Source organism: Pseudonocardia sp. (genome assembly GCF_050246655.1).
GTDB lineage: Bacteria > Actinomycetota > Actinomycetes > Mycobacteriales > Pseudonocardiaceae > Pseudonocardia.
The window spans coordinates 1-24,643 of the sequence record NZ_JBFWVQ010000057.1; the positions used below are offsets into that span (position 1 = coordinate 1).

The 24,643-nt window shown below is 73.8% G+C and carries 20 protein-coding genes; 10 read left to right on the top strand and 10 right to left on the bottom strand.

Annotated features, from left to right (window positions below; all coding sequences use genetic code 11):
• Positions 1 to 99: 99 nt before the first annotated feature.
• On the bottom strand, positions 100 to 1,257 hold the full coding sequence (locus AB7J25_RS18345) for a serine hydrolase domain-containing protein (protein WP_428510632.1): 1,158 nt from the start codon (positions 1,255 to 1,257) through the stop codon (positions 100 to 102).
• A gap of 370 nt (positions 1,258 to 1,627) precedes the next feature.
• Between AB7J25_RS18345 and AB7J25_RS18350 the strand changes: the two genes are divergently transcribed.
• Complete coding sequence (locus AB7J25_RS18350; protein ID WP_428510633.1) at positions 1,628 to 3,325, top strand: fumarate hydratase; 1,698 nt, start codon at positions 1,628 to 1,630, stop codon at positions 3,323 to 3,325.
• A 75-nt stretch (positions 3,326 to 3,400) separates the two neighbouring features.
• Here the strand turns inward: AB7J25_RS18350 and AB7J25_RS18355 are convergent, their stop codons facing one another.
• Positions 3,401 to 6,100: a GNAT family N-acetyltransferase gene (locus tag AB7J25_RS18355; RefSeq protein ID WP_428510689.1), complete on the bottom strand. Its 2,700-nt coding sequence runs from the start codon at positions 6,098 to 6,100 to the stop codon at positions 3,401 to 3,403.
• Between the two features lie 193 nt (positions 6,101 to 6,293).
• The gene (locus tag AB7J25_RS18360; RefSeq protein ID WP_428510635.1) at positions 6,294 to 7,463 is read right to left on the bottom strand and encodes an acetoin utilization protein AcuC; all 1,170 of its coding nucleotides are present in this window, start codon (positions 7,461 to 7,463) and stop codon (positions 6,294 to 6,296) included.
• Positions 7,464 to 7,581: 118 nt separating this feature from the next.
• Here AB7J25_RS18360 and AB7J25_RS18365 point away from each other — a divergent pair, with 118 nt between their 5' ends.
• Positions 7,582 to 8,298, top strand: a complete 717-nt coding sequence (locus AB7J25_RS18365; RefSeq protein WP_428510636.1) for a metal-dependent transcriptional regulator — start codon at positions 7,582 to 7,584, stop codon at positions 8,296 to 8,298.
• A gap of 11 nt (positions 8,299 to 8,309) precedes the next feature.
• On the top strand, positions 8,310 to 9,287 hold the full coding sequence (gene galE, locus AB7J25_RS18370; protein WP_428510637.1) for a UDP-glucose 4-epimerase GalE: 978 nt from the start codon (positions 8,310 to 8,312) through the stop codon (positions 9,285 to 9,287).
• A gap of 89 nt (positions 9,288 to 9,376) precedes the next feature.
• On the opposite strand, the gene AB7J25_RS18375 is transcribed toward galE, so the two are convergent.
• The 6 genes from AB7J25_RS18375 to AB7J25_RS18400 all read right to left on the bottom strand — a co-directional run bounded on the left by AB7J25_RS18375 (position 9,377) and on the right by AB7J25_RS18400 (position 18,522).
• Complete coding sequence (locus AB7J25_RS18375) at positions 9,377 to 10,534, bottom strand: DUF4192 domain-containing protein (RefSeq protein ID WP_428510638.1); 1,158 nt, start codon at positions 10,532 to 10,534, stop codon at positions 9,377 to 9,379.
• 580 nt (positions 10,535 to 11,114) lie between these two features.
• Positions 11,115 to 14,588, bottom strand: a complete 3,474-nt coding sequence (locus tag AB7J25_RS18380; protein ID WP_428510640.1) for an indolepyruvate ferredoxin oxidoreductase family protein — start codon at positions 14,586 to 14,588, stop codon at positions 11,115 to 11,117.
• Between the two features lie 96 nt (positions 14,589 to 14,684).
• The gene (locus tag AB7J25_RS18385) at positions 14,685 to 15,506 is read right to left on the bottom strand and encodes an IclR family transcriptional regulator (RefSeq protein ID WP_428510641.1); all 822 of its coding nucleotides are present in this window, start codon (positions 15,504 to 15,506) and stop codon (positions 14,685 to 14,687) included.
• A gap of 55 nt (positions 15,507 to 15,561) precedes the next feature.
• Positions 15,562 to 16,587, bottom strand: a complete 1,026-nt coding sequence (locus tag AB7J25_RS18390; RefSeq protein WP_428510642.1) for a histidine phosphatase family protein — start codon at positions 16,585 to 16,587, stop codon at positions 15,562 to 15,564.
• 72 nt (positions 16,588 to 16,659) lie between these two features.
• On the bottom strand, positions 16,660 to 17,589 hold the full coding sequence (locus tag AB7J25_RS18395; RefSeq protein WP_428510644.1) for a catechol 2,3-dioxygenase: 930 nt from the start codon (positions 17,587 to 17,589) through the stop codon (positions 16,660 to 16,662).
• 15 nt (positions 17,590 to 17,604) lie between these two features.
• Positions 17,605 to 18,522 (bottom strand): catechol 2,3-dioxygenase, encoded by a 918-nt coding sequence (locus AB7J25_RS18400; RefSeq protein WP_428510645.1) that lies wholly within the window; start codon positions 18,520 to 18,522, stop codon positions 17,605 to 17,607.
• Positions 18,523 to 18,618: 96 nt separating this feature from the next.
• Here AB7J25_RS18400 and AB7J25_RS18405 point away from each other — a divergent pair, with 96 nt between their 5' ends.
• The 6 genes from AB7J25_RS18405 to AB7J25_RS18430 all read left to right on the top strand — a co-directional run bounded on the left by AB7J25_RS18405 (position 18,619) and on the right by AB7J25_RS18430 (position 22,611).
• Complete coding sequence (locus tag AB7J25_RS18405) at positions 18,619 to 19,296, top strand: hypothetical protein (protein ID WP_428510647.1); 678 nt, start codon at positions 18,619 to 18,621, stop codon at positions 19,294 to 19,296.
• A gap of 298 nt (positions 19,297 to 19,594) precedes the next feature.
• Positions 19,595 to 20,389 (top strand): IclR family transcriptional regulator, encoded by a 795-nt coding sequence (locus AB7J25_RS18410; protein ID WP_428510649.1) that lies wholly within the window; start codon positions 19,595 to 19,597, stop codon positions 20,387 to 20,389.
• A gap of 85 nt (positions 20,390 to 20,474) precedes the next feature.
• Positions 20,475 to 21,266: a 2-keto-4-pentenoate hydratase gene (locus tag AB7J25_RS18415; RefSeq protein WP_428510651.1), complete on the top strand. Its 792-nt coding sequence runs from the start codon at positions 20,475 to 20,477 to the stop codon at positions 21,264 to 21,266.
• Positions 21,267 to 21,269: 3 nt separating this feature from the next.
• On the top strand, positions 21,270 to 22,022 hold the full coding sequence (locus AB7J25_RS18420; RefSeq protein WP_428510653.1) for a 2-keto-4-pentenoate hydratase: 753 nt from the start codon (positions 21,270 to 21,272) through the stop codon (positions 22,020 to 22,022).
• A gap of 9 nt (positions 22,023 to 22,031) precedes the next feature.
• Positions 22,032 to 22,235, top strand: coding sequence for a tautomerase family protein (locus tag AB7J25_RS18425; RefSeq protein WP_428510655.1), 204 nt, complete (start codon positions 22,032 to 22,034; stop codon positions 22,233 to 22,235).
• A gap of 16 nt (positions 22,236 to 22,251) precedes the next feature.
• Positions 22,252 to 22,611: a Rieske (2Fe-2S) protein gene (locus AB7J25_RS18430; RefSeq protein WP_428510657.1), complete on the top strand. Its 360-nt coding sequence runs from the start codon at positions 22,252 to 22,254 to the stop codon at positions 22,609 to 22,611.
• Positions 22,612 to 22,637: 26 nt separating this feature from the next.
• On the opposite strand, the gene AB7J25_RS18435 is transcribed toward AB7J25_RS18430, so the two are convergent.
• Entirely contained in the window at positions 22,638 to 23,498 is an 861-nt protein-coding gene (locus AB7J25_RS18435) for an alpha/beta fold hydrolase (protein ID WP_428510659.1), read from the bottom strand.
• Positions 23,499 to 23,623: 125 nt separating this feature from the next.
• On the opposite strand from AB7J25_RS18435, the gene AB7J25_RS18440 reads away from it, so the two are divergent.
• Positions 23,624 to 24,622 carry a CapA family protein gene (locus AB7J25_RS18440; protein WP_428510661.1) on the top strand — a complete coding sequence of 333 codons (999 nt, stop codon included), beginning with the start codon at positions 23,624 to 23,626 and terminating at the stop codon, positions 24,620 to 24,622.
• Positions 24,623 to 24,643 lie beyond the last annotated feature (21 nt).

Consider the following 24,643-nt stretch of genomic DNA (forward strand, 5'->3'; position numbering starts at 1 on the left):
TGAAGAGGATCCCCCGAAGGCACCCGCCGGACACACAGACGGGTCGGTGCCGCCCGCGGCACCGACCCCAGGGAAGCCCGATCGGGCGATCGACTCAGCTCACGTCAGCTCGGCGTACACGGCCTGCTCGAAGTCGCCGTAGAGCTTCCAGGCCGCGTCCTCGGTGATGAACGGCAGCGAGTTCGTGTAGATCGAGGCGCAGATGCCCGCCGTCCGGTCCACCCAGAAGTGGGTGTTGAACAGCCCCGCCCAGGCCCCGGTGCCGGCCCGGCGCCCGCCCGGCAGGTCCTGGGTGTTGAGCAGCAACCCGTAGCCCCACTTCCAGCCCGGCCCGACCCGCAGGACGTCGGTGATCGCCGGATCGGCCGTGGGGATCTCGGCCGGGAAGTCGAGGTCGCCGATCTGGTTGGTGAACGCCTCGTCGACGGTCTCCTGGGCGAGGATGCGCTCGCCGTCGAGCTCGCCGCCGCGCAGCAGCGCCCGCTCGAACCGGACGTAGTCGCGCGGTGTCGAGTAGAGGCCGTGCCCGCCCGCCCACCAGTCGGGCGACTGGTTGAGCAGCTCCCCCGCCGACGCCCAGCCCCCGCCCTCGCCGGGCACGTGCACCGTGACGGCGTTGGCCGTGCGGGCATCGTCGAGCACGAACATCGTGTCGTCCATGCCGAGCGGACCGGTGATGTTCTCCTTCACCACGACGTCGAGCGTGGCGCCTGCGACGGCCTCGACGACCTTGCCCAGCCAGTCCGTGTTGATGCCGTAGGTGAAGGCGGCGCCCGGGTCGTGGACCAGCGGCGCCTGGAACGCGGCGTCGTCGCCAGGGACGACGTTCGGGATCCCGGCGACGGCCTCGTAGCGGATGAGGTCGGGGCTCCAGAACCAGTAGGCCAGGCCCGACGTGTGGGTGACGAGGTGGCGCACGGTCGCCTGGCTCGCCGGATCGCGCAGGACCGGCTTGTCGCCGTCCCAGCCGTCGAGGACCTTGAGGTCGGCGAACGCCGGGCAGTACTCCGCGACGGGGGCGTCGAAGTCGAGCTGCCCGCGCTCTCTCTGCTGCAGCGCCGCCGCGGTGCAAATGATCTTGGTCATGGACATGACCCGGAACTGGGTGCTCGTCGAGACCGGTTCGTCGGCCTCCCCGACGATGCGGGGTCCGAACCCGCCCTCGTAGAGGATCCCGTCACGGTTCGCGACGATCGCGGCGACGTGCGGCACTGCGCCGCTTTCGACGCCGGTACGCAGGACGTCGTCGATGCTCACTGCTGACCTCCTCGGCCGGAGAATGGGTGCCCCCCGGACCACCCTGGCCAGGGCCGATCATGGTCACAACGTGCGCGGGCAGGACTTCGCCCGTTCCTCTCCGGACGGACGGGGCCCACCCTGCCCGTCCGGGCAGTGGTGGCCGCATCGCAGGAGCCGCGGGTCGGGCGTTTCACGGACTGCACGGCGGGGAACGTGCCGGAGGGACCCGCGCGGCAGCGGACGCCGCGCCCGCCACAGGGGGGCCGGACCGGTCGGGGGCCGGTCCGGCTTCCCGACCTCGCCCGACGTGGCGCATCACACCTGCGCCGCGCGGGCATCACACCCGCTCGGCGCCGCACGGGGCCCGGGGGTGAAGTAGCTTCCGGAGGTGCCCACCACGTTCCAGCACATCGACGTCCTGCCGTTGGGGCCCGACGACACCGAGTACCGCCGCCTGGACCTGCCCGCCGGCGAGGTCCTCGACGTCCCGGCCCTTCCCGGGCGGCGTTTCCTGCAGGTTCCGCCCGCGACGCTCACCGCGCTGGTCAGGGAGGCGGTGCACGACATCCAGCACCTGCTGCGCCCGTCGCACCTCGCCCAGCTGCGCGCGATCGTCGACGACCCCGAGGCCTCGGCGAACGACCGGTTCGTCGCCACGGACCTGCTGCGCAACGCCTGCGTCTCCGCGGGCGGCGTCCTGCCCATGTGCCAGGACACCGGCACCGCCGTCGTCATCGGCAAGCGCACCGAGACCGTCCTCACCGGTGGCGACGACGAGCGCGCCATCTCCGAGGGCGTCTTCCAGGCCTACGACGAGCTGAACCTGCGCTACTCGCAGATGGCGCCGATCTCGTTCTGGGACGAGCGCAACACCGGCACGAACCTGCCCGCGCAGGTGGAGCTCTACGCCGCCCCCGGGACGGAGCCCAGGTACGAGCTGCTCGTCATGGCCAAGGGGGGCGGCTCGGCGAACAAGACCTTCCTCTACCAGGAGACGAAGGCGCTGCTGCAACCGCGCAGGCTCGCCGGGTTCCTGGAGGAGAAGCTGCGCGGCCTCGGCACCGCGGCGTGCCCGCCCTACCACCTCGCGATCGTCGTCGGCGGCATGTCGGCGGAGTACACGCTGAAGGTCGCGAAGCTCGCGTCGGCCCGCTACCTCGACGCCCTGCCCGCCGGGGGCTCCGAGCTCGGCCACGCGTTCCGCGACCACGACCTGGAGAAGCAGGTCCTGGAGCTCACGCGCGCGTTCGGCATCGGCGCGCAGTTCGGCGGCAAGTACTTCTGCCACGACGTCCGCGTGATCCGGCTGCCCCGCCACGGCGCGTCGCTCCCGGTCGGGATCGCGGTCTCCTGCTCCGCGGACCGGCAGGCCAAGGCGAAGATCACCCCGGACGGGGTGTTCCTGGAGCAGCTCGAACGCGACCCCGCCCGGTTCCTGCCGGACGTCACCGCGGAGCACCTCGCCGAGGGCACCGACACCGAGGAGGACTTCGAAGAGGGCGCCACGGTCGTCCACGTCGATCTCCGCCGGCCGATGTCGCAGATCCGCGCCCAGCTCTCGACGCTGCCGGTGAAGACGCGCGTCTCGCTCACCGGCCCGCTCGTCGTCGCGCGCGACATCGTCCACGCGAAGATCGCCGAACGCCTCGACGCGGGCGAGGAGATGCCCGCCTACCTGCGCGACCATCCCGTCTACTACGCCGGGCCGGCCAAGACCCCGGCCGGCTACGCCTCGGGCTCCTTCGGCCCGACCACGGCCGGGCGCATGGACTCCTACGTCGCGCGGTTCCAGGCCGCGGGCGGCTCGCTCGTGATGCTCGCCAAGGGCAACCGCTCGACCCAGGTGACCGAGTCCTGCGCGCGCCACGGCGGCTTCTACCTGGGCTCCATCGGCGGCCCCGCCGCCCGGCTCGCCCAGGACTGCATCCGCTCGGTGGAGGTGCTGGAGTACCCCGAACTCGGCATGGAGGCCGTCTGGCGGATCGAGGTCGAGGACTTCCCCGCGTTCGTCGTCGTGGACGACAAGGGCAACGACTTCTTCGCCGACGTCAGCCGCCCAACGCTGCAGGTCTCGTTCCGGCGCTGACCGGGGGACCCCCGTCGAGAACGACGTTGCGCTGATCAACAGGCCCTTCCGGGCTGCACAACGTCGTTCTCGACGTCAGAGCAGGCGCCGGGGGCCCGTGTCGTCGCGCGCCGCGGGCGGGCCCACCACGATGCGCGCTCCCGCCACGAACACGCCGTCCGCCGACGCGATGACGGGGTCGAGGGCGAGCGAGCGCACCTCCGGGAGATCCTCCGCGAACCGCCCGACCCGCAGCACCAGGTCCTCCAGCGCCTCCATCTGCACCGGCTGCGTACCGCGGTAGCCCTCGAGCAGGGGCGCCGCGCGCGGCGCGCGGACCAGCGCCGCGGCGTCCCTGTCCGACACCGGCACCACGCGGAACGCGCGGTCGCCCAGGAGTTCCGTCGCGAGTCCCGAGAGACCGAACGACAGCAAGGACCCGAACGACGGGTCGTCCACGATCGCCAGCACGCACGAGATGCCCTGCGGCGCCATCCGCTGGACGTACACCTCCGGCTCTCCGGTGATCGCGGTGATCGCCGTGTACGCCTCGCGCACGGCCGTCTCGTGGCCGAGGTCGGTGCGGACCCCGACCGCGTCGGTGCGGTGGCGCCAGAGGTCGCCGACGGCCTTCACCACCACCGGCATGCCGAGGCCTTCCGCGGCGGCCACCGCAGCATCCTCGTCGCCGACGCGGTGGTAGTCGACGATCTCGACGCCGTAGGCACGCAGCAGCCGGCGCGCCGTCGCGTCGTCGAGCCTGCGCGCTGCCGGCCCGTCCGGCGCGAGGTCGATCCCCCCGATCTCCTGCTGCACGAGGTCGTGCGCCTGCTCGCGGTCGATCCCGGGCGGATCGACGAACTCGCCCACCGGCTGCGCCCGCCACCGCGCGTAGCGGGTGACCCGGGCGAGCGCCGCGACGGCCCGCTCCGGACTGGGGTAGCTCGGCACCGAGCCGCGCAGCGGCGAGCCGTCCGGTCCCGTGACGGCCAGCTCCGCCGGCACCCCCTCCGCGGCGAGGAACACCGCCACGACCGGCTTGCCCGAGCCGTTCACCGCCTCGCGCACCGCGCGCGCGTACGCCGCACCGGGCTTCGCGATCGGCGGCACGAACACCACGACGAGCGCGTCCGCTGCCCCGTCCTGCGCCGCCTTCGTGACCGCCGCCGCGAACTCCTCGGGGCTCGCCCCGGCGCCGACGTCCACCGGCTCGCCGAGCGGCTCCAGCCCCTCCCCCACGAGCCCGTCCACCGCGAGGACGCCGATCGCCGTCGAGTTGCCGACCACCGCCACGCGTGAACCCGCCGGCAACGGCTGGTAGGCCAGCAGCAGCGCTGTGTCGAACATCTGCGTGAGCGTGGCCACCCGCACGACGCCGCTCTGCTCGAACAGCGCGGCCACGCTCTGCTCGTCGATGGACACCGCCGCGGTGGCGAGCCCCGGTACCGGTCCGGTGTGCCGCCCGCTCTTCACCGCGACGATCGGCTTCGTGCGTGCCAGCCGCCGCGCGACCCGGGCGAACTTGCGCGGGTTCCCGAAGGTCTCCAGGTAGAGCAGGACGACGTCGGTGGCCGGATCGGTCTGCCAGTACTGGAGGAGGTCGTTGCCGGAGACGTCGGCGCGGTTGCCCGCGGAGACGAACGTGGACAGGCCCAGCCCGCGCTCGGCCGCCGTCGCGAGGATCGCGGTGCCCAGCGCGCCGGACTGGCTGAAGAACCCGACGCGGCCGCGGCCGGGCAGGATCGGCGCGAGGGTCGCGTTGAGCCGGACGGACGGGTCGGTGTTCGCGATCCCGAGCGCGTTCGGCCCGACCACCCGCATCCCGTGCGCGCGTGCCTCCGCCACCAGCCGGGCCTGCGCGAGCGTCCCGCCGCCGCCCGCGTCCGCGAACCCGGAGCTGATGACGACCAGGCCGTGCACACCCTTGGCCCGGCACGAGTCCATGACCTCGTCGATGCCGGCCGCGGGCACCGCCACGACGGCGAGATCCACGTCGTCGGGGATGTCGGTGACCGACGGGTACGCCCGCACCCCCCGCACCGACCGGGCCTCCGGGTTCACCGGGTACACCGGCCCCGCCGGGTTGGCCCGCAGCAGGTTCGTGAACACCGCGTGCCCGATCTTCGACGGGTCCGCGGACGCCCCGATCACGGCGACCGAGCGCGGGTGCAGGAGGTTGTGCACGCTGCGCGCCTCGGCCCGCTGCTCGCGCGCGTGCCGGACCGCGAGCGAGGCCTCGGTCGGGTCGATGTCGAACTCCAGGTGCAGCACACCCTCCGTGAACGCCCGCTTCACCTGGTAGCCCGCCTGCCGGAAGACGCGCACCATCGCGTGGTTCTCCACCAGCACCTCGGCCTCGAAGCGCTGCAGCCCGTTCTCCCGTGCCGCGGCGGCGAGGTGCTCCAGCAGGATGGAGCCGAGGCCGCGGCCCTGATGGTCGTCCCGGGCGACGAACGCCACCTCGGCGGACTCCGGAGGCGCCTGCCCGCCGTCACCGGGCAGGCCCTCGTAGCGCCCCACCGCCACGATCTCGTCGTCCACCAGGCACACGAACGCCACCCGGCGGCGGTGGTCCACGACCGTGAACCGCTCCAGGTCGCGCGGCGAGATCCGCGGGTACGGGCCGAAGAACCGCAGGTAGCGGGTGCGGTCGGAGAGCCGCGCGTGGAAGTCCAGGAGCCGCTGCGCGTCCGTGGGCAGGATCGGGCGCAGGTGCACCAGGCCGCCGTCCGAGGCGATGACGTCGGCCTCCCAGTGGCGCGGGTAGGGCGCGGGTGGTGTCTCCGCGGGCGGGATCGCCTCCGTGGGTGCCGCGGACGGCACGAAGTCGGTGGGCTCGGTGGGTTCGGTGGGCTCGGTGGGTTCGGTGGGTTCGGTGGGTTCGGTGGGTTCGGAGGTGTCGGCCGGCCCGCCGTCGCCGGCGTCGGCGGGCCCGGGTGCACCCGGCGAGCGGTCCTGCGACCGGTCCGACGACGAGGTCACGACGCGATCAGTCCCGGGGGTCGTCCGGGTCGAGTCCGTGCAAGGGGAACACCGCGCGCCGCACCTCCACGACGGCAGTGTCGACGCTGTCGCCCCCCTCGGTCCAGGGTTCGTAGCCCACCTCGCACCCGTCGGTCATCGCGGTGGGCAGGGGGCGACGGGTGAGCGTGGCGGCGTGCGCCACCCAATCCGCGGGCAGCGGCCGCGCCGGTTCGAGGTCGCGGTCGAGCACCGTGGCCAGCAGGTGCGTCCAGGACCGCGGCACCACCCGGAACAGCGCGTACCCGCCGCCGCCGAGGGCGAGCCACTTCCCCTCGCACGCCTGGTCGACCAGCCGGCGCAGCGTCCGGTAGATCTCGCGGTGGCCGTCCACGGACAGGCCGAGGTTGGCCAGCGGGTCCTCGGCGTGGGTGTCCGCGCCGCACTGCGTGACGAGGATCTGCGGGCGGTAGGCCCGCAGCAGCGACGGCACCACCGCGTGGAAGGCGCGCAGCCAGCCCGCGTCCTTCGTGCCGGGCAGCATCGGCACGTTCACCGCGTAGCCCGCGCCGTCACCCGAGCCGTACTCCGCGGGCCACCCGGTGCCCGGCCACAGCGTGAGCGGGTGCTGGTGGATCGAGATCGTCATGACGCGCGGGTCGCCGTAGAACGCCGCCTGCACGCCGTCCCCGTGGTGGACGTCGACGTCGAGGTAGACGATGCGCTCGTAGCCCTGCTCCAGCAGCCAGGCGATCGCGATCGAGCAGTCGTTGTAGACGCAGAACCCGGCGGCGCGGTCCGCCATGGCGTGGTGGAGCCCGCCGGCGATGTTCACCGCCCGGTCCGTGCGGCCCTCGGCGATGTGCTGCGCCGCGAGCAGCGACCCACCGCACACGAGCGCGCTCGCCTCGTGCATGCGTGGGAAGATCGGGTTGTCGTCGGTGCCGAGGCCGTGGCCGATCCCGAAGGCCACCTCCGGCGCCGACTTCACCGCGGAGATGTAGCTCGGGGTGTGCACCCGCTCGATCTCGGAGTCCGGTGCGGCCTCGGGCGCGTGCAGCTCGACCCCGTCCAGGACGCCGAGCCCACGCGCGAGCCGCATCGTGAGGTCCAGCCGGATGGGATCGAGGGGGTGGGAGTCGTCGAGCTCGTAGCCGAGGAACTCCGGTGTCCACACGACGGAAGCACGGGTGCCCATGTCCCGACCGTAGGCGATCTGCGCGCCTGCCGCCCGCGTCCGAGCGCCGGACGGTACTGCGACGGGGCGCACACCCGTGACGGACGACTAGCATGGCGCACGACGAAGGGGCAAGCGCGTGAACGAGCTCATCGACACCACTGAGATGTACCTCCGGACCATCTACGAGCTGGAGGAAGAGGGCATCGTCCCGCTGCGCGCACGGATCGCCGAGCGGCTGGGACAAAGCGGGCCGACCGTGAGCCAGACGGTCGCGCGGATGGAGCGCGACGGGCTCGTGGTCGTCGCCGGGGACCGGCACCTCGAGCTCACCGAGGAGGGGCGCTCCCGCGCCGTGTCGGTGATGCGCAAGCACCGGCTCGCCGAGCGGCTGCTGATCGACGTCATCGGCCTGGAATGGGAGCAGGTGCACATCGAGGCCTGCCGCTGGGAGCACGTCATGAGCGAGGCGGTGGAGCGCAAGCTCGTCGCCCTGCTGGACAACCCGACCACCTCGCCGTACGGCAACCCGATCCCGGGCCTCGCCGACCTGCAGCGCGAGGCGGAGTCCGCCCGGCCGAGCGCCGCGGTGCCGCCGACGCTGGAGGCGGGGCTGCAGCGGCTGGACGAGTTCGCCCGTCGCGGCGGAGGCCCGGTGGAGGTGCGGCGCATCGCCGAGCACGTCCAGGCCGACGCCGATCTCATGTCCGAGCTGAAGGACGTGGGCATCGTCCCGGGCAGCAGCGTCGAGGTGCGTGCCATCGCGCGCTACGGCGACGCGGTGCCGGTCGGCGGGAACGGGGCGAGCGTCGCACCGCTCGTGGCCCACGCGGTCCTCGTGCGGCCCAGCGCGTGACACCTCGGTCGATGAAGCTGCTCGTCACCGGCGGCGCCGGCTACGTCGGCAGCGTCTGCGCGGCGCACCTGGTGGCAGCGGGCCACGACGTCACGGTGCTCGACGACCTGTCCACCGGTCATCGCGACGCGGTGCCGGACGGGGCGCGCTTCGTGGAGGGTGATCTCGCCGAGATCGCCGACGCCACCCTCGCCGACGGCTACGACGGCGTGCTGCACTTCGCCGCGCGCTCGCTCGTCGGCGAGTCCGTGCAGCAGCCCGAGCGGTACTGGTTCGGCAACGTGGTCACCAGCCTGCGGCTGCTGGAGGCGGTGCGCCGCCACGGCACACCCCGGCTGGTGTTCTCCTCGACGGCGGCCACCTACGGCGAACCCGATCAGGTGCCGATCCGGGAGGACGCGCCCACCCGGCCCACCAACCCGTACGGGGCCAGCAAGCTCGCGATCGACCACGCCATCAGCTCGTACGCCGTCGCACACGGGCTCGCCGCCGTGAGCCTGCGCTACTTCAACGTGGCAGGCGCGCACCTGGGTCCGCAGGGCCACTTCGGCGAGCGGCACACGGTGGAGACCCACCTGATCCCGATCGTGCTGCAGGTGGCGGCGGGCCAGCGGGGGCACGTGCAGGTCTACGGCGACGACTGGCCGACGCCGGACGGCACCTGCGTGCGGGACTACATCCACGTGGACGACCTCGCCGACGCCCACCTGCTCGCCCTGCAGTACGCCAGGCCGAACCGGCATTCCGTCTTCAACCTGGGCAGCGGCACCGGCTTCTCGGTGCGCGAGGTCGTGGAGGCCTGCCGCGCGGTGACGGGCCACCCCATCCCCGCGGTGGACGCGCCGCGGCGCGCGGGCGACCCTGCCGTGCTCGTGGCCTCCAGCGCGGCGGCACGGGCCGAGTTGGGCTGGCGGCCCAGCCGCACCGATCTCGCGCGCATCGTCGGCGACGCGTGGGAGTTCGCGCAGTCGCGCCTGGCCCTGCGCTGACGGCTGCCCGGACCGAGCTCGCAGCGTCCGGGCGCACGTCGCAGCCGTCCGGGCGGTTGCGACGTGGACGCCGGTGCTGCGAGGTCGGCTCAGCCCTCCAGCCACGCGCGGATCTCCTCCGGCCGGATCCCGGCGGCAGCCGTCTGGCGTATCAGCCCGGTGAGGTGGTGCGCGGGCCACGCCCGCTCGGCCCGGTCCAGAGCGATGTTCGCGAGCGCTCCGCGGCCGCGGGCGAGCGCCGAGAGCGCGAGCAGCGCCGCCGGAACGGCCGCCTCCGGATCCGGCGTCTCGCGGGCGAGCGCCGCCCAGAGCTGCTCCGCGGCGGCCGCCTGTGGACCCGTGCACAGGCGCATCGCCTCGTCGCGCACCTCGGGCAGCCCGAGGGCCAGCGCGAGCCCGACCACGGCGTCGTCGTCCAGCTGCAGCTCCCCCTGAGCCGCGGCCGCCACGGCGACGTCCAGCGTCCGCATCCCGGCCTCGACCTGCGCGATCGCCGCCTGCGCACTGTCGGCGGCGAGTGAGCCCGGGAACTCCGCAGGGCCCTCTGCGGCGCCGTCCGGCCCAGCCTGGCCGCAGACCTCGGCGAATGCGCGCTCCAGCAGCTTCTCCCGCCGCCGCAGCACCGGTCGCGCCACGGGCGTGACGAGCGCCTCCAGCTCGGCCCGCTCGCCGTACACGACCTGCCCCTCGGCGACGGCGTGCGCGGCCATCGCGGTGCCGCCCGGATCGGCGAGCGTGCCCGAGCAGCAGCCGTCGTAGCAGGCCCAGGGCGAGCCGGCGGCGCAGCGCTGCGTCCACATGACGGAGTGCGCGACGATCCCCCGCTCGCGCAGCGCGGCGATGGCGGCGCCCGCGATCTCGGGCCGCGGCGGCCCGGACGGGCGGCGCCTGCGCGCACGGCTGCCCGCACCGCGCGGCCGGGGTTGCGGGCGACCGGGTGCCCGGCCGCTCGGACCCCGACCCACGACGATCACGGCGGCCTCCGCGGGATCGTCGAGCAGCAGCCCGTCCGCCGCCTGGGCGGCGACCGCGGCCGCGTGCCGCGGCGGCGGGAGGTCGACACGCAACCCGAGCCCGAGGCGGTGGCGCCCGGACGGCGTGCGGTGCAGGGCGATGAGGACGAGCGAGTCGCGCGGGCGGAAGCCGAGCAGGACGGGCACGGCCGCGATGAGATCGGACGGTTCCGCGAGACGGATCGTGTGGGAGGGCGGGGAGGACGGGGAGGTCGGCGGCGGGAGCGGAGTCATGATCGTGAGCTTGCGCCACCGCGCGGCCCGTGTGGGCGGAACCGGAAATCTGTGGACGACTTTCTTCGAGGTGGACAACGTCGACCGGGGCGGGACCCACCTCATCACCGAAGTCGCCGTCATCGCCCGTCATCGCCCGACATCGCCCGACATCGCCACGGCCCCGGACGGTGCCGTCGTGCCCGCGCACGCGAGCGGGCCGGAAAAGGGGGCGGCCCCCGCTGGCGCCGGGGTGGGCGGCAGCGGGGGCCCGCGGGAGTGGGGGTGGCCGCCGGGGGGAGCGAGTGCCACACCACGTCCCGATTTTCCTTCGGATCTCTAGCGGCCGGTCCCGGACGGTGCCGTCGGGGGTCGGGTACGAACCGTGGGGGGCCGGTTCGTGTCCGGTGCGTGACCGAGCCGTTATCAATCCGCAGAGAACGTTATCGGCTGTGAGACGTTCCGCCACGTCCCGACACGGCTCCACGCGACCGCCGGACACGAATCCGCGACGAATGGCGCACGGATCGGTGTCGTCGTGCCGTCGCTCCGCGCCCGACCGCTCGGCGCGATGTCCCGTCGCGCACGACCGATCGGGCGGTCAGCGCACCCCCAGCTCGGCCAGCCGCGCCCGGAACCGCTCGACCCCGGCGAGCTTCACGTCCTCGTACCCGCGGACGAGATCGGCCGCCTCGGCGGCCGCCACCGCGGTGTCGTAGTTCTCCGCTGTGAGACCGGTGGCGAGGCGGGCCACGAGCGCCCGGTACCCGTCGCGCAGCGCGCGCTCGACGCGTCGCAGGTGCATCCGGCCGAACGGGTCCAGCGGGGTGCCGCGCAGCACCTTGCCCTTCGCGAGGCCGCGCAGCACGGGCCCCATCCAGGGCCCGAACGCGATCTTCTCCTCGCGGCCGAGGGCCTTGAGGATCGGCGGGTGCAGCCGGTAGCGGCGCTTCACCCCGCCCGGCACCTCGGCGGCCAGGCGCGCCTCGAACGCGGGATCGGTGAGCAGCCGCGCCACCTCGTACTCGTCCTTGTAGGCGGTGAGCTTGTGCAGCCCGCGCGCGACGGCCTCGGAGAAGCGGGTGTCCGCACCCAGCCTCCGCTCGGCCCGCCAGACCGCGCGGACGTCGGCGGCGTAGCGGGCCGCGGTGCGCTCGCCCTGGTAGTCGACGAGATGGGCGGCGCGGATCTCGGCGAGGCGACGTGTCTCCCCCGCGAGCTCGCCCAGGTGCACCGACGGCGGAAGCGGCGGGGTCTCCGGCCGGGTGTCCGACGCAGTGTCCGGCGCGGTGCCCGTGCCGCTCGCGCGGGCGAACGCCGCCGGATCCGCGACGGCCACGCGCCCCCACCGGAACGCCGCGACGTTCACGGCGACGGCGACGCCGTTGAGCTCGATCGCCCATTCGATCGCCTCGGCCGACAGCGGCAGTGCCCCCGCCTGGTGGGCGGCCCCGACGAGCAGCAGGTTCGCGGGCATCCCGTCACCGAAGAGGGCGACGGCCGCGCCCTGGGCGTCCAGCGCCACGACGTCGCGCGCGCGGCCGCGAATGCGGTCCACCAACGACCCGGCGTCGGGCGCTGCCACCGACGCGTCGCGGACCATCGACCCGGTGGGGACGCCGCTGGTGGACACCACCGCGACCGTCCCGTCGGGCGACGCGTAGCCGAGGTAGCGCGGGTCGGCGCCGACGAGGGCGTCGAAGGCGAGGTAGCAGTGGGCGTGGCCCACCCGGTTCGCCGGGCCGAGCGCGGCGGCGTCCCGGGCGACCCGCAGGTGCGAGGTCACGGGACCCGCCTTCTGCGAGAGCCCCGTCTGGTCCACACCGTGCACGGCGAGCCCGTCGCGGACAGCGGCCGAGGCGAGCACCTGGTTGACCGTGACGATGCCCGTGCCGCCGATACCAGCGAGGAACACATCGGCCGTGCCCTCGACCGCCACCGCGACGTCCGGCACCGGCGGCGGCTCGGGCCGCTCCCGCGCGGCCTTCGGGGCCGCCTTCGCCGGCTGCTCCACCGTCACGAACGACGGGCAGTCCCCGAGCAGGCAGGAGTAGTCGGTGTTGCAGGACGTCTGGTCGATGCGGGTCTTGCGGCCGAACTCGGTCTCCACGGGCTGCACGGACAGGCAGTTCGACTTCACCCCGCAGTCCCCGCAGCCCTCGCACACCGCCTCGTTGATGACGACCCGCGTGCGCCGCACAGGCAGTGCCCCCCGCTTGCGCAACCGTCGCGACTCCGCGGCGCAGCGCTGGTCGTAGACGAGCACGGTGACGCCCTCGGTGGCGGCGAGTGCGCGCTGCGCCTCGTCGAGGCGGTCGCGGTGCCAGAGATCGACGCCTGCGGGCAGCGGCTGGAGTGCCCGGTAGCGCTCCGGCTCGTCGGCGCACACGATGATCCGCGCGACGCCCTCGGCGAGCAGCTTCGTCGTGAGGGCGGGCACCTCCAGCGCTCCGGACGCGTCCTGGCCCCCGGTCATCGCGACGGCCCGGTTGTAGAGCAGCTTGTAGGTGATCGACACCCCGGCCGCGACGCAGGCCTGCACCGCCAGCTGGCCGGAGTGGGCGAACGTGCCGTCGCCCATGTTCTGGAACATGTGCCCGGCCGCGGTGTACGGGGCCTGGCCGATCCACTGGGCGCCCTCGCCGCCCATCTGCGTGATCGAGCTGACGGCGCTGGCCTCGCGCCCCGTGAACGCCACCATCGCGTGGCAGCCGATGCCGCCGCCCGCGACGGAGCCCTCGAGCACGATCGTGGAGCGGTTGTGCGGGCAGCCCGAGCAGAAGTACGGGGTGCGGCTGACGGGCAGCAGCTCCAGGGTGGGCAGGGCCCGCGGCGGCGGGGCGACCTCGACGTCCAGCTCGGCCAGGACGCGCCGCAGGGGCGCGGCGAGCACCGCGGCGGAGAGCTCCCCCGCCTCCGGGACGAGCGGGGCGCCGGCCGCGTCGGCCGAGCCGATCACGGCGGGCGCGGCGGGCATCCCGTAGAGCGCATCGCGTATCGCGGCCTCGACGAACGAGGACTTCTCCTCCACCACGAGGACGGTGGACAGCCCGTCTGCGAAGGAGCGCACGAGGTCGCGCTGGATCGGGTGGATCATGCCCAGGCGCAGCAGGGAGATCCCCGCGCGGCGCAGCCCGTCATCGTCGAGGCCGAGATCGCGCAGCGCCTGGCGGACGTCGCCGAAGGTCTTCCCGCCCGCCACGATGCCCAGGCGTGCGCGCGGCGCCGCCACCTCGACCGTGTTGACCGGGTTGGCGGCGAGGAACGCCCGCACCATCGCCCAGCGCGGCCCGTACATCTGGGCCTCGGCGCGCAGCGAGTGCGGCGGGACGAGCATCGGCACCTGCTCGCAGACCCAGGGTGCACCGTCCCATTCCAGCTCCGGGACGGTGACCTCGACGTCGGCGGCCGAGGCGTCCACCGTGTAGACGCCGTCCGCGACGTCGCTGGTGATCTTCATGCCGACCCACATGCCCGAGGCGCGTGACAGGGCCACGCCGTAGCGCCCGAGCCGCACGATCTCCTCGGCCGAGCCGGGGAAGAGCACGGGCAGGCCGTACCCGGCGAGGGTGCGCTCGCTGATGCACGGGATCGTCGAGGACTTGCAGCTCGGGTCGTCGCCCGCCAGCACGATCACCCCGCCCCGCGGGTGCGCGCCGCACATGTTGCCGTGGCGGATCGGGTCGCCCGCCCGGTCCACGCCCGGCCCCTTGCCGTACCAGACACCGACCGTGCCGTCGACGGTGCGCGCGTGGTCCGGCACCTCGACCTGGCTGCCCCACACGGCGGTGGCGGCCAGCTCCTCGTTCACGGCCGGGACCAGGGTGAGCGCCGCGGTCTCCGACAGCTCCGTGGCCCGCATGATCGTCTGATCCAGCCCGCCCAGCGGGCTGCCCTGGTAGCCGGACACGAACGACGCGGTGCGCAGTCCGGCCCGGGCGTCCGCGGCGTGCTGCTCGACGAGCATCCGCGCGATCGCCTGCACCCCGGTGAGCACCACCGGGCCTGCGCCCGCGCGGTAGCGGTCGGTGAGGGCGAAGTCGACGGGCGCACGCCCGGTCTCCTGCAGCGTCATGCCTTGCCTCCGTGCTCGTGCTCGTGCGACCAGGGCCGTGCGCGCGGCGCTGCCGCCCGGCTCCGACCCTAGCCGCGACCCGGAGCCGCCCGTCGACTACAGCGTCCGCTCCAGCGCGGCGGAGACCGTCGCCGCCGCCCGGCGTACCGTCTGCACGACCGCGACCTTGCGCGGTCCGAGGACCCGCGACGTCCCACCGACGACGGAGATCGCCGCGACCGCCACCTGTCGTTCACCGCGGCGGGCGAGCACCGGCGCTGCGATCGAGGACATGCCCATGGTGTGCTCCTCGCGCGACACCGCGTAGCCGTCCGTCCGGACCTGGCGCAGCACCTGCCGGTAGCGGGCCGGATCGACGATCGTGAACGGCGTGCGCCGCACGAAACCCCGTTCCATGATCGCCCGCGCCATCGGCGGGTTGAACGCGGCCATCGCCTTGCCCGCGCTGGACGAGTGCCCGGGCCCGCGGCGGTAGAGGTCGGTGTGGAACAGCGTGCCGACCCCGGAGACCTCCAACCGGTCGATGTAGAGCACATCCGCGCCCACCGGGACGGCGAGCTGCGCGGTCTCCCGCAGGAGCTCGCGCACGTCCGCGAGCACCGGCAGGGCGAGGTCGCGCAGCATGAGCCGGTCCACGGCGAGCTGGCCGATCTCCCACAGCTTGAGACCCAGCCGGTAGCGGCCGTTGCCACTGCGCTCCAGGAGACCCCCGACGGCGAGCGCGGCGAGCATCCGGCTGGCGGTGCTCTTGGCGACCCCGAGCATCTGCGAGACCCGGGTGGCCCCCAGCTCCGGCTCGGTCTCGAAGCACTCCAGCACGGCCATCGCGATCGACACCGAGCGCAGGGGGCCGTCGTCGCGGCCCTCCGGCTCGGCAACGGGCCCGATGATCTCTTCCGGTGTCGCGGCGAGCGTCACGGCGTCTCCTCCCGCGGCGCGCGCCTCGTCGCTCGCGCCGTCCTGCACGTCGTCGTCAGGATTCCCAGGCCGGGAACTCGTCCGGCGGCGGGACGTTCACCTCGGTGACCCGGTTGCGATAGGCCACCAGCGCCGTCTGCCCACCGCGGCGCACCTTCACGACCACCTCTTCGGTGTTGTACGGCTCGCCCGGATCGTAACCGTGGGCCCACGTCGCGAAGGCCCTGATCGGCCCCGAGTGGGTGGCCGCGATGATCCTGTGATCGGGCCACTGCTCGATCAGCCGGTGGAAGCCACGCCAGAACCGTCGCACGCACATCGCGGGCGGCTCGAAGTACATCAGCGGAATCGTGAGCCACATGTGGATCGGATCGGCACCGCCGAGCTGGGTGCGGTAGAAGCGGTCGATCTCCACCAGCCAGCGCGGCCGGTCCCCCACGGCCATCCGCTCCAGCTTCTCCATCGTCGCCTGGTACTGGCGGAACGCCGAGGTGACGTCGCGCAGCCCGTCCGGGGTCCAGACGCCGAAGTTGCGCAGCTCAGGGATCGCCTCCGGGGCGGACACGTCCGCCTTGCGCTGCCACTGCTCCAGCCCGTCGAGCAGCCCGCGGTGGATCTGCTCGGCCGTCTGGCGGGCGCGGTTCGTGTCGGCGCAGACGATGCGGACCCGCTGGCCCTCCTTCGTCGACTTCGAGATCGAGTGCCCTCGCTGGTGGGCCTGCCAGCCGCCCATGGGCGTGAGGCCCGCATCGGTGGAGTAGCCCTGCGTGATGCCGTGGCGGATGATCCGGATCTCGGCGACGAACTCCTCCTGCGACCGCCGCTCCGGCGGGGCGACGATCTCCTTCTCCCGCGTGGACTGCGCGAAGTCGCGGGTGAACGGCTCGGCGTCGTCGAGGTGCACCACGGACTGCTCGCGCAGCGGCGCGGTGGCGCGGGAGCGGAAGCGGCGCAGGTAGAGCGGGGTGTTCCCGTCCTCGTCCGGAGCCTGCTCGGGGGCCCGGTTCTGCCGCTCCCGGTAGCGGGCCAGGTAGTTGGGCGGCTCGTAGCGGTCGATCTTGCGCGGATCCGGTCTAGTCACGATTCCTCCGCGGGAGGACGTACGTCGGTGTCGATACCGCCTCCGCGGGACGGAGTGCGTCGACGGCGGGGGTCACGAGTGCACCGTGAAGAAGCGCTCGTTGACCTCGCGGTGGTAGTAGAAGATGGCCCGCCCCATCTCCTCCTCCGTCCACGTGATCGGCTCGAAGTCCGGGTCGACCCAGTAGCCGCCCGTGAAGAGCTCGTTGCGGTTGCCCACGGGGTCGAAGAAGTAGGTGGTGTAGCCGCGGGTGACGCCGTGGCGCGTGGGCGCGACGTCGATCTCCACGCCGTGGTAGGCGAGCGTGTCCGCGGCCTCGCGGATGGCGTTCCAGTCGTCGAGCCAGAACGCGAAGTGGTGCAGCGCCCCGTTCGGGCCGGTGATCACCGCCAGGTCGTGCGGTGTGTGGCTGCGCTCGAGGAACGTGGCGAGCTGGTGGCCGTCGTTGGCGAGGATCTGCTCGGTGAGCCGGAATCCCAGCAGCTCACGGAAGAACCGGGTGAACTCCTCGACGTCCTCGGCCATGACGAACACGTGGTCCAGCCGCGGCGGCGCGATCCCGACGAGGTCCTGGGGGCGGGGCGCCGGGTTGGTCAGCGGCAGCATGTTGCCGAGGCGTTCCATGCCGTGCACCAGCTCGACGACGTGCCCGGACGGCGCGTCGAACCGGATCGCCTCGCCCCAGCCGGGACCCAGCTCGCGCGGGGCGTAGCGCTTCACCGCGACCCCCGCTGCCTCCAGGCGGCCGGTGTAGTGGTCGAGGTCCTCGCGGTCGCCGACCTTGAACGACATGTGGTCCAGGCCGTAGGTGGGCGCGGAACGCAGGACGACGGAGTGGTGCTCCTGCTCGTCCCAGCACTTGAGGAAGACGCGGTCGGCCCCGTCGCGCGTGTCGCGCGCCGTCTCGATCAGGCCGAGGACCTCGGTGTAGTACGCGGTGCACAGCTCCAGGTCCGGCGTGCGCACCTCGACGTGCTGCAGTCTCAGGATTCCATCAGACACTGCCCGGCATCCCTTCTAGGTGTGCATCCGCAGGAAGCGCTGGCTGATGACGTTCTCGTAGTAGAAGAGCCCCTTGCCGAACTCGGCCTCGGTCCACGTGATGATCTCGTGGTCGGGGTCGACCCAGTAGCCGCCGGTGAAGACCTCGTTGCGGACACCCAGCGGGTCGAAGAAGTAGATGGTGTTGCCGCGGGTGACGCCGTGGCGGGTGGGTCCCTGGTCGATCTGCACGCCGTTGTAGGCGAGGGTGTCCGCGGCCTTGCGGATGTGGTCCCAGTCGTCGAGCCAGTACGCCCAGTGGTGGAGGGCGCCGTTGGGCCCGTTGACGACCGCGATGTCGTGCGGGGAGTTGGTGCGCCCGGCGAGCCAGACGCCGAGCTGGTGGCCGTTGCCGTCGAGCAGCTGCTCGGTGAGGCGCATCCCGAGGACCTCGGTGAAGAACCGGTTGGCCTCGCCGACCTCCTCGGCGTTGACGAGCAGGTGGTCCATCCGGGGCGGCGCGATGCCCGTGACGGCGCCGGGCGGCGGGACCGGTGCGGGATTGCGCTTGCCGAGCAGGTTGCCGGTCTTCTCGAGATCCCAGACCAGCTCCATGACCTGGCCGGACGGCACCTCGAAGCGGATCGACTCGCCCTGGCCGACGGCCTCGCCGCGCGAGACGCGGCTCGTGGGGCAGCCGTAGGCTTCGACCTTGCGCTCCAGCTCGTGGAGGTCGTCCTCGGACTCCACGCGGAACGTGAACGAGTCCAGGCCGGTACGCGGGTGGTAGCGCAGGCGCAGGGAGTGGTGGTCCTCCTCGTCCCAGCACTTGAGGTACACGGCGTCGCCGGTCCGCAGCACCTGCTGCAGGCCCATGACCTCCGTGTAGTACGCGGCGGAGAGATCGAGGTCGGGAGTGCGGACGTCGATGTGGGCGAGGCGGAGGATGCCCATGTGGCGGCTCCTGTGGGTCGCTTGACGAGCCGACGGTAACCCGCCTAGCGTTCCGGGAAGAAGACCCGCCGTTCCGCAAATCAGAACGGACCGACCGTGACCCCACCCGATCCGCTGGACATGCGCGCCGCCGTCGCCGCCTACGTCGAGCAGGTCCACCGCGCCTACCTCGCTCAGGCCGACACGTTCCCCCCGGCCGTGCGCGGGCGGATGGGTCTGCTCACCGGCGGCCCGCTCACCGTCGTCGCCGCCGGGGTGCGCCACCTGCACCTCATCGGCACCCGGGAGGCGCTCGGCCCGCTGCGCGGCCAGGAGGTCGAGGTGGTGGGCTCCCTGCCCGGGTTCGACTGGACGCTGCGGTTCTACGACCCCGTCGTCGTCCCGGCGCTGGGGCTGATCGAGGAGCGCGACGCCCCGGCGATCGCGGAGGTCCGCCACGCGCTGGGGCTCGGCACCGTCGTCTACCACCTCGTCGCGCAGCCGGGTTCGAGCCTCACACCTCATCACGCCGGGCACGTCGGCTCCGGGCTGGCGAGCAACGACTCCCGGGTGGCACGGGAGTTCGAGACCATCCGCTCGCGGGTACGCGGGCGCGAACGGCTGGTCGACGAGCTGGAGGGCGCCGCACAGGCCGGGCTGCCGCGGGCCCAGGCCCTGCTCGCGCGGGCGATCGCGCCGCGCAACGCCGCCGTCGCCGAGCTGGCCGAGTCGGCCGATCCGGACCCGGAGGCCGTCCGCAAGGCGCTGCTGGCGTACGTGGGGGCGGGGCGGTGAGCGCCCGCGCCCCGGGCCGGGCCGGCCGCTCAGCATCCCGGGCCGGCCGCGCAGCATCCCGGGCCGGCCTCGCAGAGCCCCCCACCGTCCTCGCAGAGCCCCGATACGCCTCGCAGGCGCTGCAGCATCTGCGAGGCGTGCCCGAGGTCTGCGAGGCGGCCGGCGGCCCCCGGCCCGCAGGCCCCCGACCCGGCAACCGGCACCCCGCCAACCGGCCCCCCGGCAACCGGCACCCCGCCAACCAGCGCCCACCGGCCCGGCGGCCGGCGCCGCCCCCCTCCCCCCGGGAGGCCCGCCGGTGACCGACGCGACGCTCTCCACCGTCCGCAACGCGGCACGGGTGCTCAAGGCCTTCCTCACCCGCGAGGAGTCCATCGGCGTCTCGGAGCTCGCGCGCCGCCTCGGCCTGGGCAAGTCCGCCGTCCACCGGCTGCTGACGACACTGCTGGCCGAGGGGCTCGTCGAGCAGGATCCGCGCACCGGCGGCTACCGGCTCGGGATCGTCATGTTCGAGCTGGGCGAGGCCGTCAAGGTGCACCTGGACCTGCACGCCGCCGCCGGGCCCGTCCTGGCCCAGCTGCGGGAGCAGACCGGGGAGTCGTCGCAGGTCGGGGTGCTGGACGGCGACGAGGTCGTGTACGTGGACCGGCTGGAGAGCGCCCACACGCTGCGGCTGTTCACCGAGACGGGGCGCCGCGTGCCCGCGCACTGCACCTCCAGCGGCAAGGTGCTGCTCGCCCACTGCTCCGAGGCGGCGCGCGAGCGGGTCCTGGCCCGGCCGCTGCCCGCGCTCACCCCGCACACGATCACCGATCCGGACGCGCTGCGCGCCGAGCTCGCCGCGATCCGCGTCCGCGGGTGGGCCGAGGCGGTGAACGAGCGGGAGATCGGCGTCGCGTCGATCGCATCCCCCATCCGGGACGTGCGCGGCGACGTCGTGGCCGCGCTGAGCATCGGCGCGCCCGTCGCCCGCTTCGGCGCGGTCCCGCGGCGCCGGATCGCGCGCGCCCTCGTGGAGGCGGGCGAGGCGGTGTCGCGGCGGCTGGGGTGGTCGCCGGAGAGCGCACCCCGCACGCAGGGACGTGAGGCATGACCGCACCGTCATCCCGCCCACCGCGCGCCCGTCGGCACGAGACGACGTGGCGGCAGACCCCGTCGACGCACCACGAGGAGAGCCCATGCCCGTGACCGACCCGGCCGAGAAGGCCCGGGCCCTCTACGAGGCCCGCCGCACCCGGGTGCCGATCCCACCGTTCACCGACGCCGACCCCTCGCTCGGGATGGCCGACGGCTACGCGATCCAGCAGGAGCTCGTGCCGTTGCTGCTCGCCGACGGCGACCGGGTCGTCGGCCACAAGGTGGGGCTCACCTCCCTCGCGATGCAGCGGATGATCGGCGTCGACTCCCCCGACTACGGGCCCGTCCTGGCCTCCACGATGTTCCGCGACGGCGACGAGATCCCGCTGTCGCGGTTCATCCAGCCCAAGGTCGAGGCGGAGATCCTCTTCGTGCTGGGCGAACGGCTGGCGGGGCCGGGCGTCAGCGTGCTCGACGCCCGGCGCGCCGTCGCAGGCGCCGTGGCCGGCATGGAGATCGTGGACTCGCGGATCGAGGACTGGCGGATCAAGCTCGCCGACACCGTCGCCGACCTGGCCTCCAACGGGGCCTTCGCGATGTCCAGCCGGGTCGTGCCCCTGGACGAGCTGGACCCGCGGCTGGTCGGGATGACGCTCACGCGCAACGGCGAGCTGGTCGACACCGGGGCCGGGGCCGCCGCGCTCGGCGACCCGGTGGCCGTCGTCGCGTGGCTCGCGAACGTGCTGGGCGAGAACGGCGTGGCGCTGGAACCCGGCCACGTGATCATGACGGGGGCGCTGCACGCCGCCGTCCCGATGAGCGCGGGCGACGTGTTCCGCGCCGAGTTCGACCGGCTCGGACCGGTCACGATCCGCGTCGTCGAAGGGGACTGACCGATGGCCGACCTGCACGATCTCGCCGGGCGCCTGCAGAAGGCGGTCGCGGACCGCACCGCGATCGAGCAGCTCGGGGTGCCCGACCTGCCCACCGCCTACGCCGTTCAGCGCATCCTGCGCGACCAGGCCGGGCCGCTCGCCGGCTGGAAGCTCGGCGTCACGTCACGGGCCAAGCAGCAGCAGGTGGGCGTGAGCGAGCCCGTCTACGGCTTCCTCGCCGCCGCGCACGCCGTCGACCTCGGTGCACCGGTGCACCTCGGACCGCTCATCAACCCGCGCGCCGAGCCGGAGATCGTGTTCACCATGGGCCGCGACCTCACCGGCCCGTCCGTCACCGCGGCGGACGTGCTGGCCGCGACGGCGAGCGTCGCCGTCGGGATCGAGATCCTGGACTCCCGCTACAAGGACTACAAGTTCACGACGGCCGACGTCGTCGCGGACAACACCTCCGCCGGCCGCTACGTCGTCGGGACGCCGGTCTCGCCGGTCGGGATCGACCTGCGCCTGGTCGGGGTGGTGCTGGAGCGCAACGGCGTGGTCGTCGCGACGGCGTCCGGCTCGGCCTCGCTCGGCCATCCCGCAGCGGCCGTCGCGTGGCTCGCGCGGGCACTGTCCGCGGAGGGCGAGGGCCTGAAGGCGGGCGAGGTCGTGCTCTCCGGAGCGCTCACCGTCGCCGAACCCGTCCGCCCCGGCGACGTCGTCGTCGCCTCGATCGACCGGCTCGGCACCGTCGAGCTGGCGTGCGCCGAGTAAGGGGAGAACATGCCGCTGATCCAGGTCACCCTCGCCCGGGGCCGCACACCCGAGCAGCTCACCGCGTTCGCCGAGGCCCTCACCACCGCCGCCGAGGAGGCCCTCGGGGCGAGACGCGAGACCGTGCGGGTGGTGCTCACCGAGTGCGAGCCGGACCACTGGTACGTCGGCGGGGAGTCCCTCGCGTCGCTGCGGGCGGCCGGGAGACGGTGATGCTCGTCCCGCAGCCGTGTTGATCCCCCTTGGCGAGCCGGACGGCCGCGCGGCCTGGACGGTCACCGCGCCGGACGGCCGCGAGTTCGCCGTGTTCTGCGTCGACGGCCGCCTGCACGTCACGAACGCACGGTGCCCGCACAACAAGGGCCCGCTCGTGGAAGGGACGATCCGCGACGGGCGCACGCTCGTGTGTCCGTGGCACTGGTTCCGGTTCGACCTGGAGACCGGCGAGTGCGCCAACCTGCGGATGTACGACCTGCGCGTGCACCCGGTCGTCGAGCGGGACGGGGCGTGGTTCGCCGAGGTGGACGAGCCGGCTCCGCAGCAGAGCCTGTCCGAGCGGCTGCGCGCGCACGCGCGCGGGGAGGGCTGAACGCACCCGCGGGCGACGCCCTCCCGTCATGCTCGTTCGCCGAGGAACCCGATCAGCTGCTCGGTCACCACGTCCGGCGCGTCCAGCGGGATCCAGTGGCTCGCACCCGGGACACGCTCGTAGCGCCACCCGCCGGTCACGAACGCGCCGGAGTCGCGCATCTGCTCCTCGCCGCACGCCACGTCGTGCTCGCCCCACAGCCCGAGCACCGGGCAGGACACCCCGGGCAGCTGCGGGGGCCGCCCGAACGACTCCGGGCGGATGTTCGCGCGGTACCAGTTGAGGGCGGCCGTCAGCGCGCCCGGGCGGTCCAGGTCGGCGACGTACCGCTCGATGTCGACGGGCTCGCCGAGCGGGCTCGACAGCCACTCCCGCGTCAGCGCCCAGCCGTCGCGGGGCAGCGCCTCCTCGGCCACACCCTCGAACAGGAACCACAGCATGTACCAGGAGAGCTCGCGCTGGCGCATGGACGCGACGTACCCGGTCGGATGTCCCACCGCGAGGGCCGCGTACCGGGTGACCCGCTCCGGCACGAACGCCGCGAGCGCCCAGCCCAGCGACGAACCCCAGTCGTGGCCCACGACCGCGGTCGCGCCGATCTCCAGCGCGTCGAGGATCGTGAGGACGTCCTCGATCAGGGACCGCATCCGGTACGGCGCCACCTCGACGGGCCGGGGCGACGCGCCGAACCCGCGCAGGTCCGGAGCGATCACGCGGTGGCCCGCAGCGGCCAGCTCCGGGATCTGGTGGCGCCACAGCGCCGAGGAGTCCGGGAAGCCGTGCAGCAGCAGGACGGGCCCGGCAGGGGCGTCGGCGGGTCCCTCGACGACGACGTGGAAGGGCTCGCCCCGCACCATGATCTCCATGCCGTCGACGCTACCGATCACGGCGGGCCACCGCCTGTGATCGACCGGGGGATCGCGCCGCGCGGCCACGCCCGGCGGGTGCGATCGGGCGACGTCCGGGGCGCGTCGGCCCCGTTGCGTCGGTGCCCGCCGCTACTTTTCGCCGTATGGGGGGCAGGTGTGCGGTGCGGGTCGCGGTGGCGGTGCTCGTGCTGGTCGCGGGGTGCGCGGCACCGGAGCGGGAGGTGCTGATGGTGGAGGCACAGGCCGGGCCGGCGCCCGTCGTCGAGCAGCCGCCCCGGGAGGCGCTGGTCGTGCACGCCACGGGCGACGTCAACCTCGATCCCGGCTACATCCCCGCCCTGCGCGGCCGCTACGAGCACGCCTGGTCCGGGCTCGGCGGCCTCTTCGCGGGTGACGACCTCACCGTGGTCAACCTGGAGTGCCCCGTCTCCGCGCTGGGCGCGATCGACCCGAAGACGTTCAACTTCCGCTGCGACCCGGCCGCGCTCCCGGCCGCCCGGGCCGCGGGGGTGGAGGTCGCGAACCTCGCGAACAACCACGTCCGCGACTACGGGGCCGAGGCGATGCTGGACTCGCTCACCCAGCTGCGGGCCGCCGGGATCGCGCCCGTCGGGGTGGGCGCCGACGACCGGGAGGCGCACGCCCCGGCGATCGTCGAGGTGAAGGGCTGGCGGATCGCCGTGCTGGGCTTCGGTGGTGTGGTCCCGGACCCGAAGTGGCTGGCCGGGCCGGGGCGGCCGGGGATGGCGAGCGGGGACGACACCGACCGGATGGTCGCGGCCGTGCGCGCCGCGGGCGCCCGCGCCGACCTGGTGTTCGTCACGATCCACTGGGGCATGGAACTCGACACGACCCCCCGCCGGGACGACGTCGCCAGGGCCCACGCGATGGTCGACGCCGGGGCGGACGCCGTGTTCGGCCACCACCAGCACCGGCTGCAGGCGATGGAGACCTACCAGGGCCGGCCGATCGCCTGGGGCCTGGGCAACTTCGTCTGGCCGCTCCTGGGCCCGGAGAGCGCGCGCACGGCCGTTGCGCAGGTGCAGGTGGAGCCGGACGGGGCGGTGCGCGGGTGCCTGCTCCCCGCGCAGATCACCTCGCCCGGCCGTCCGGAGCTCACCGGCCCGCGGGAGTGCCCGTGACGGCGGCCGGGCCCGCACCGA

Coding starts and splice junctions, on each gene's coding strand:
- AB7J25_RS18360 (WP_428510635.1), bottom strand. CDS start 7,463: ATGGGCACCCGTGCTTCCGTCGTGTGGACACCGGAGTTCCTCGGCTAC.
- galE (WP_428510637.1), top strand. CDS start 8,310: ATGAAGCTGCTCGTCACCGGCGGCGCCGGCTACGTCGGCAGCGTCTGC.
- AB7J25_RS18375 (WP_428510638.1), bottom strand. CDS start 10,534: ATGACTCCGCTCCCGCCGCCGACCTCCCCGTCCTCCCCGCCCTCCCAC.
- AB7J25_RS18380 (WP_428510640.1), bottom strand. CDS start 14,588: ATGACGCTGCAGGAGACCGGGCGTGCGCCCGTCGACTTCGCCCTCACC.
- AB7J25_RS18400 (WP_428510645.1), bottom strand. CDS start 18,522: ATGGGCATCCTCCGCCTCGCCCACATCGACGTCCGCACTCCCGACCTC.
- AB7J25_RS18415 (WP_428510651.1), top strand. CDS start 20,475: ATGCCCGTGACCGACCCGGCCGAGAAGGCCCGGGCCCTCTACGAGGCC.
- AB7J25_RS18420 (WP_428510653.1), top strand. CDS start 21,270: ATGGCCGACCTGCACGATCTCGCCGGGCGCCTGCAGAAGGCGGTCGCG.
- AB7J25_RS18425 (WP_428510655.1), top strand. CDS start 22,032: ATGCCGCTGATCCAGGTCACCCTCGCCCGGGGCCGCACACCCGAGCAG.
- AB7J25_RS18440 (WP_428510661.1), top strand. CDS start 23,624: ATGGGGGGCAGGTGTGCGGTGCGGGTCGCGGTGGCGGTGCTCGTGCTG.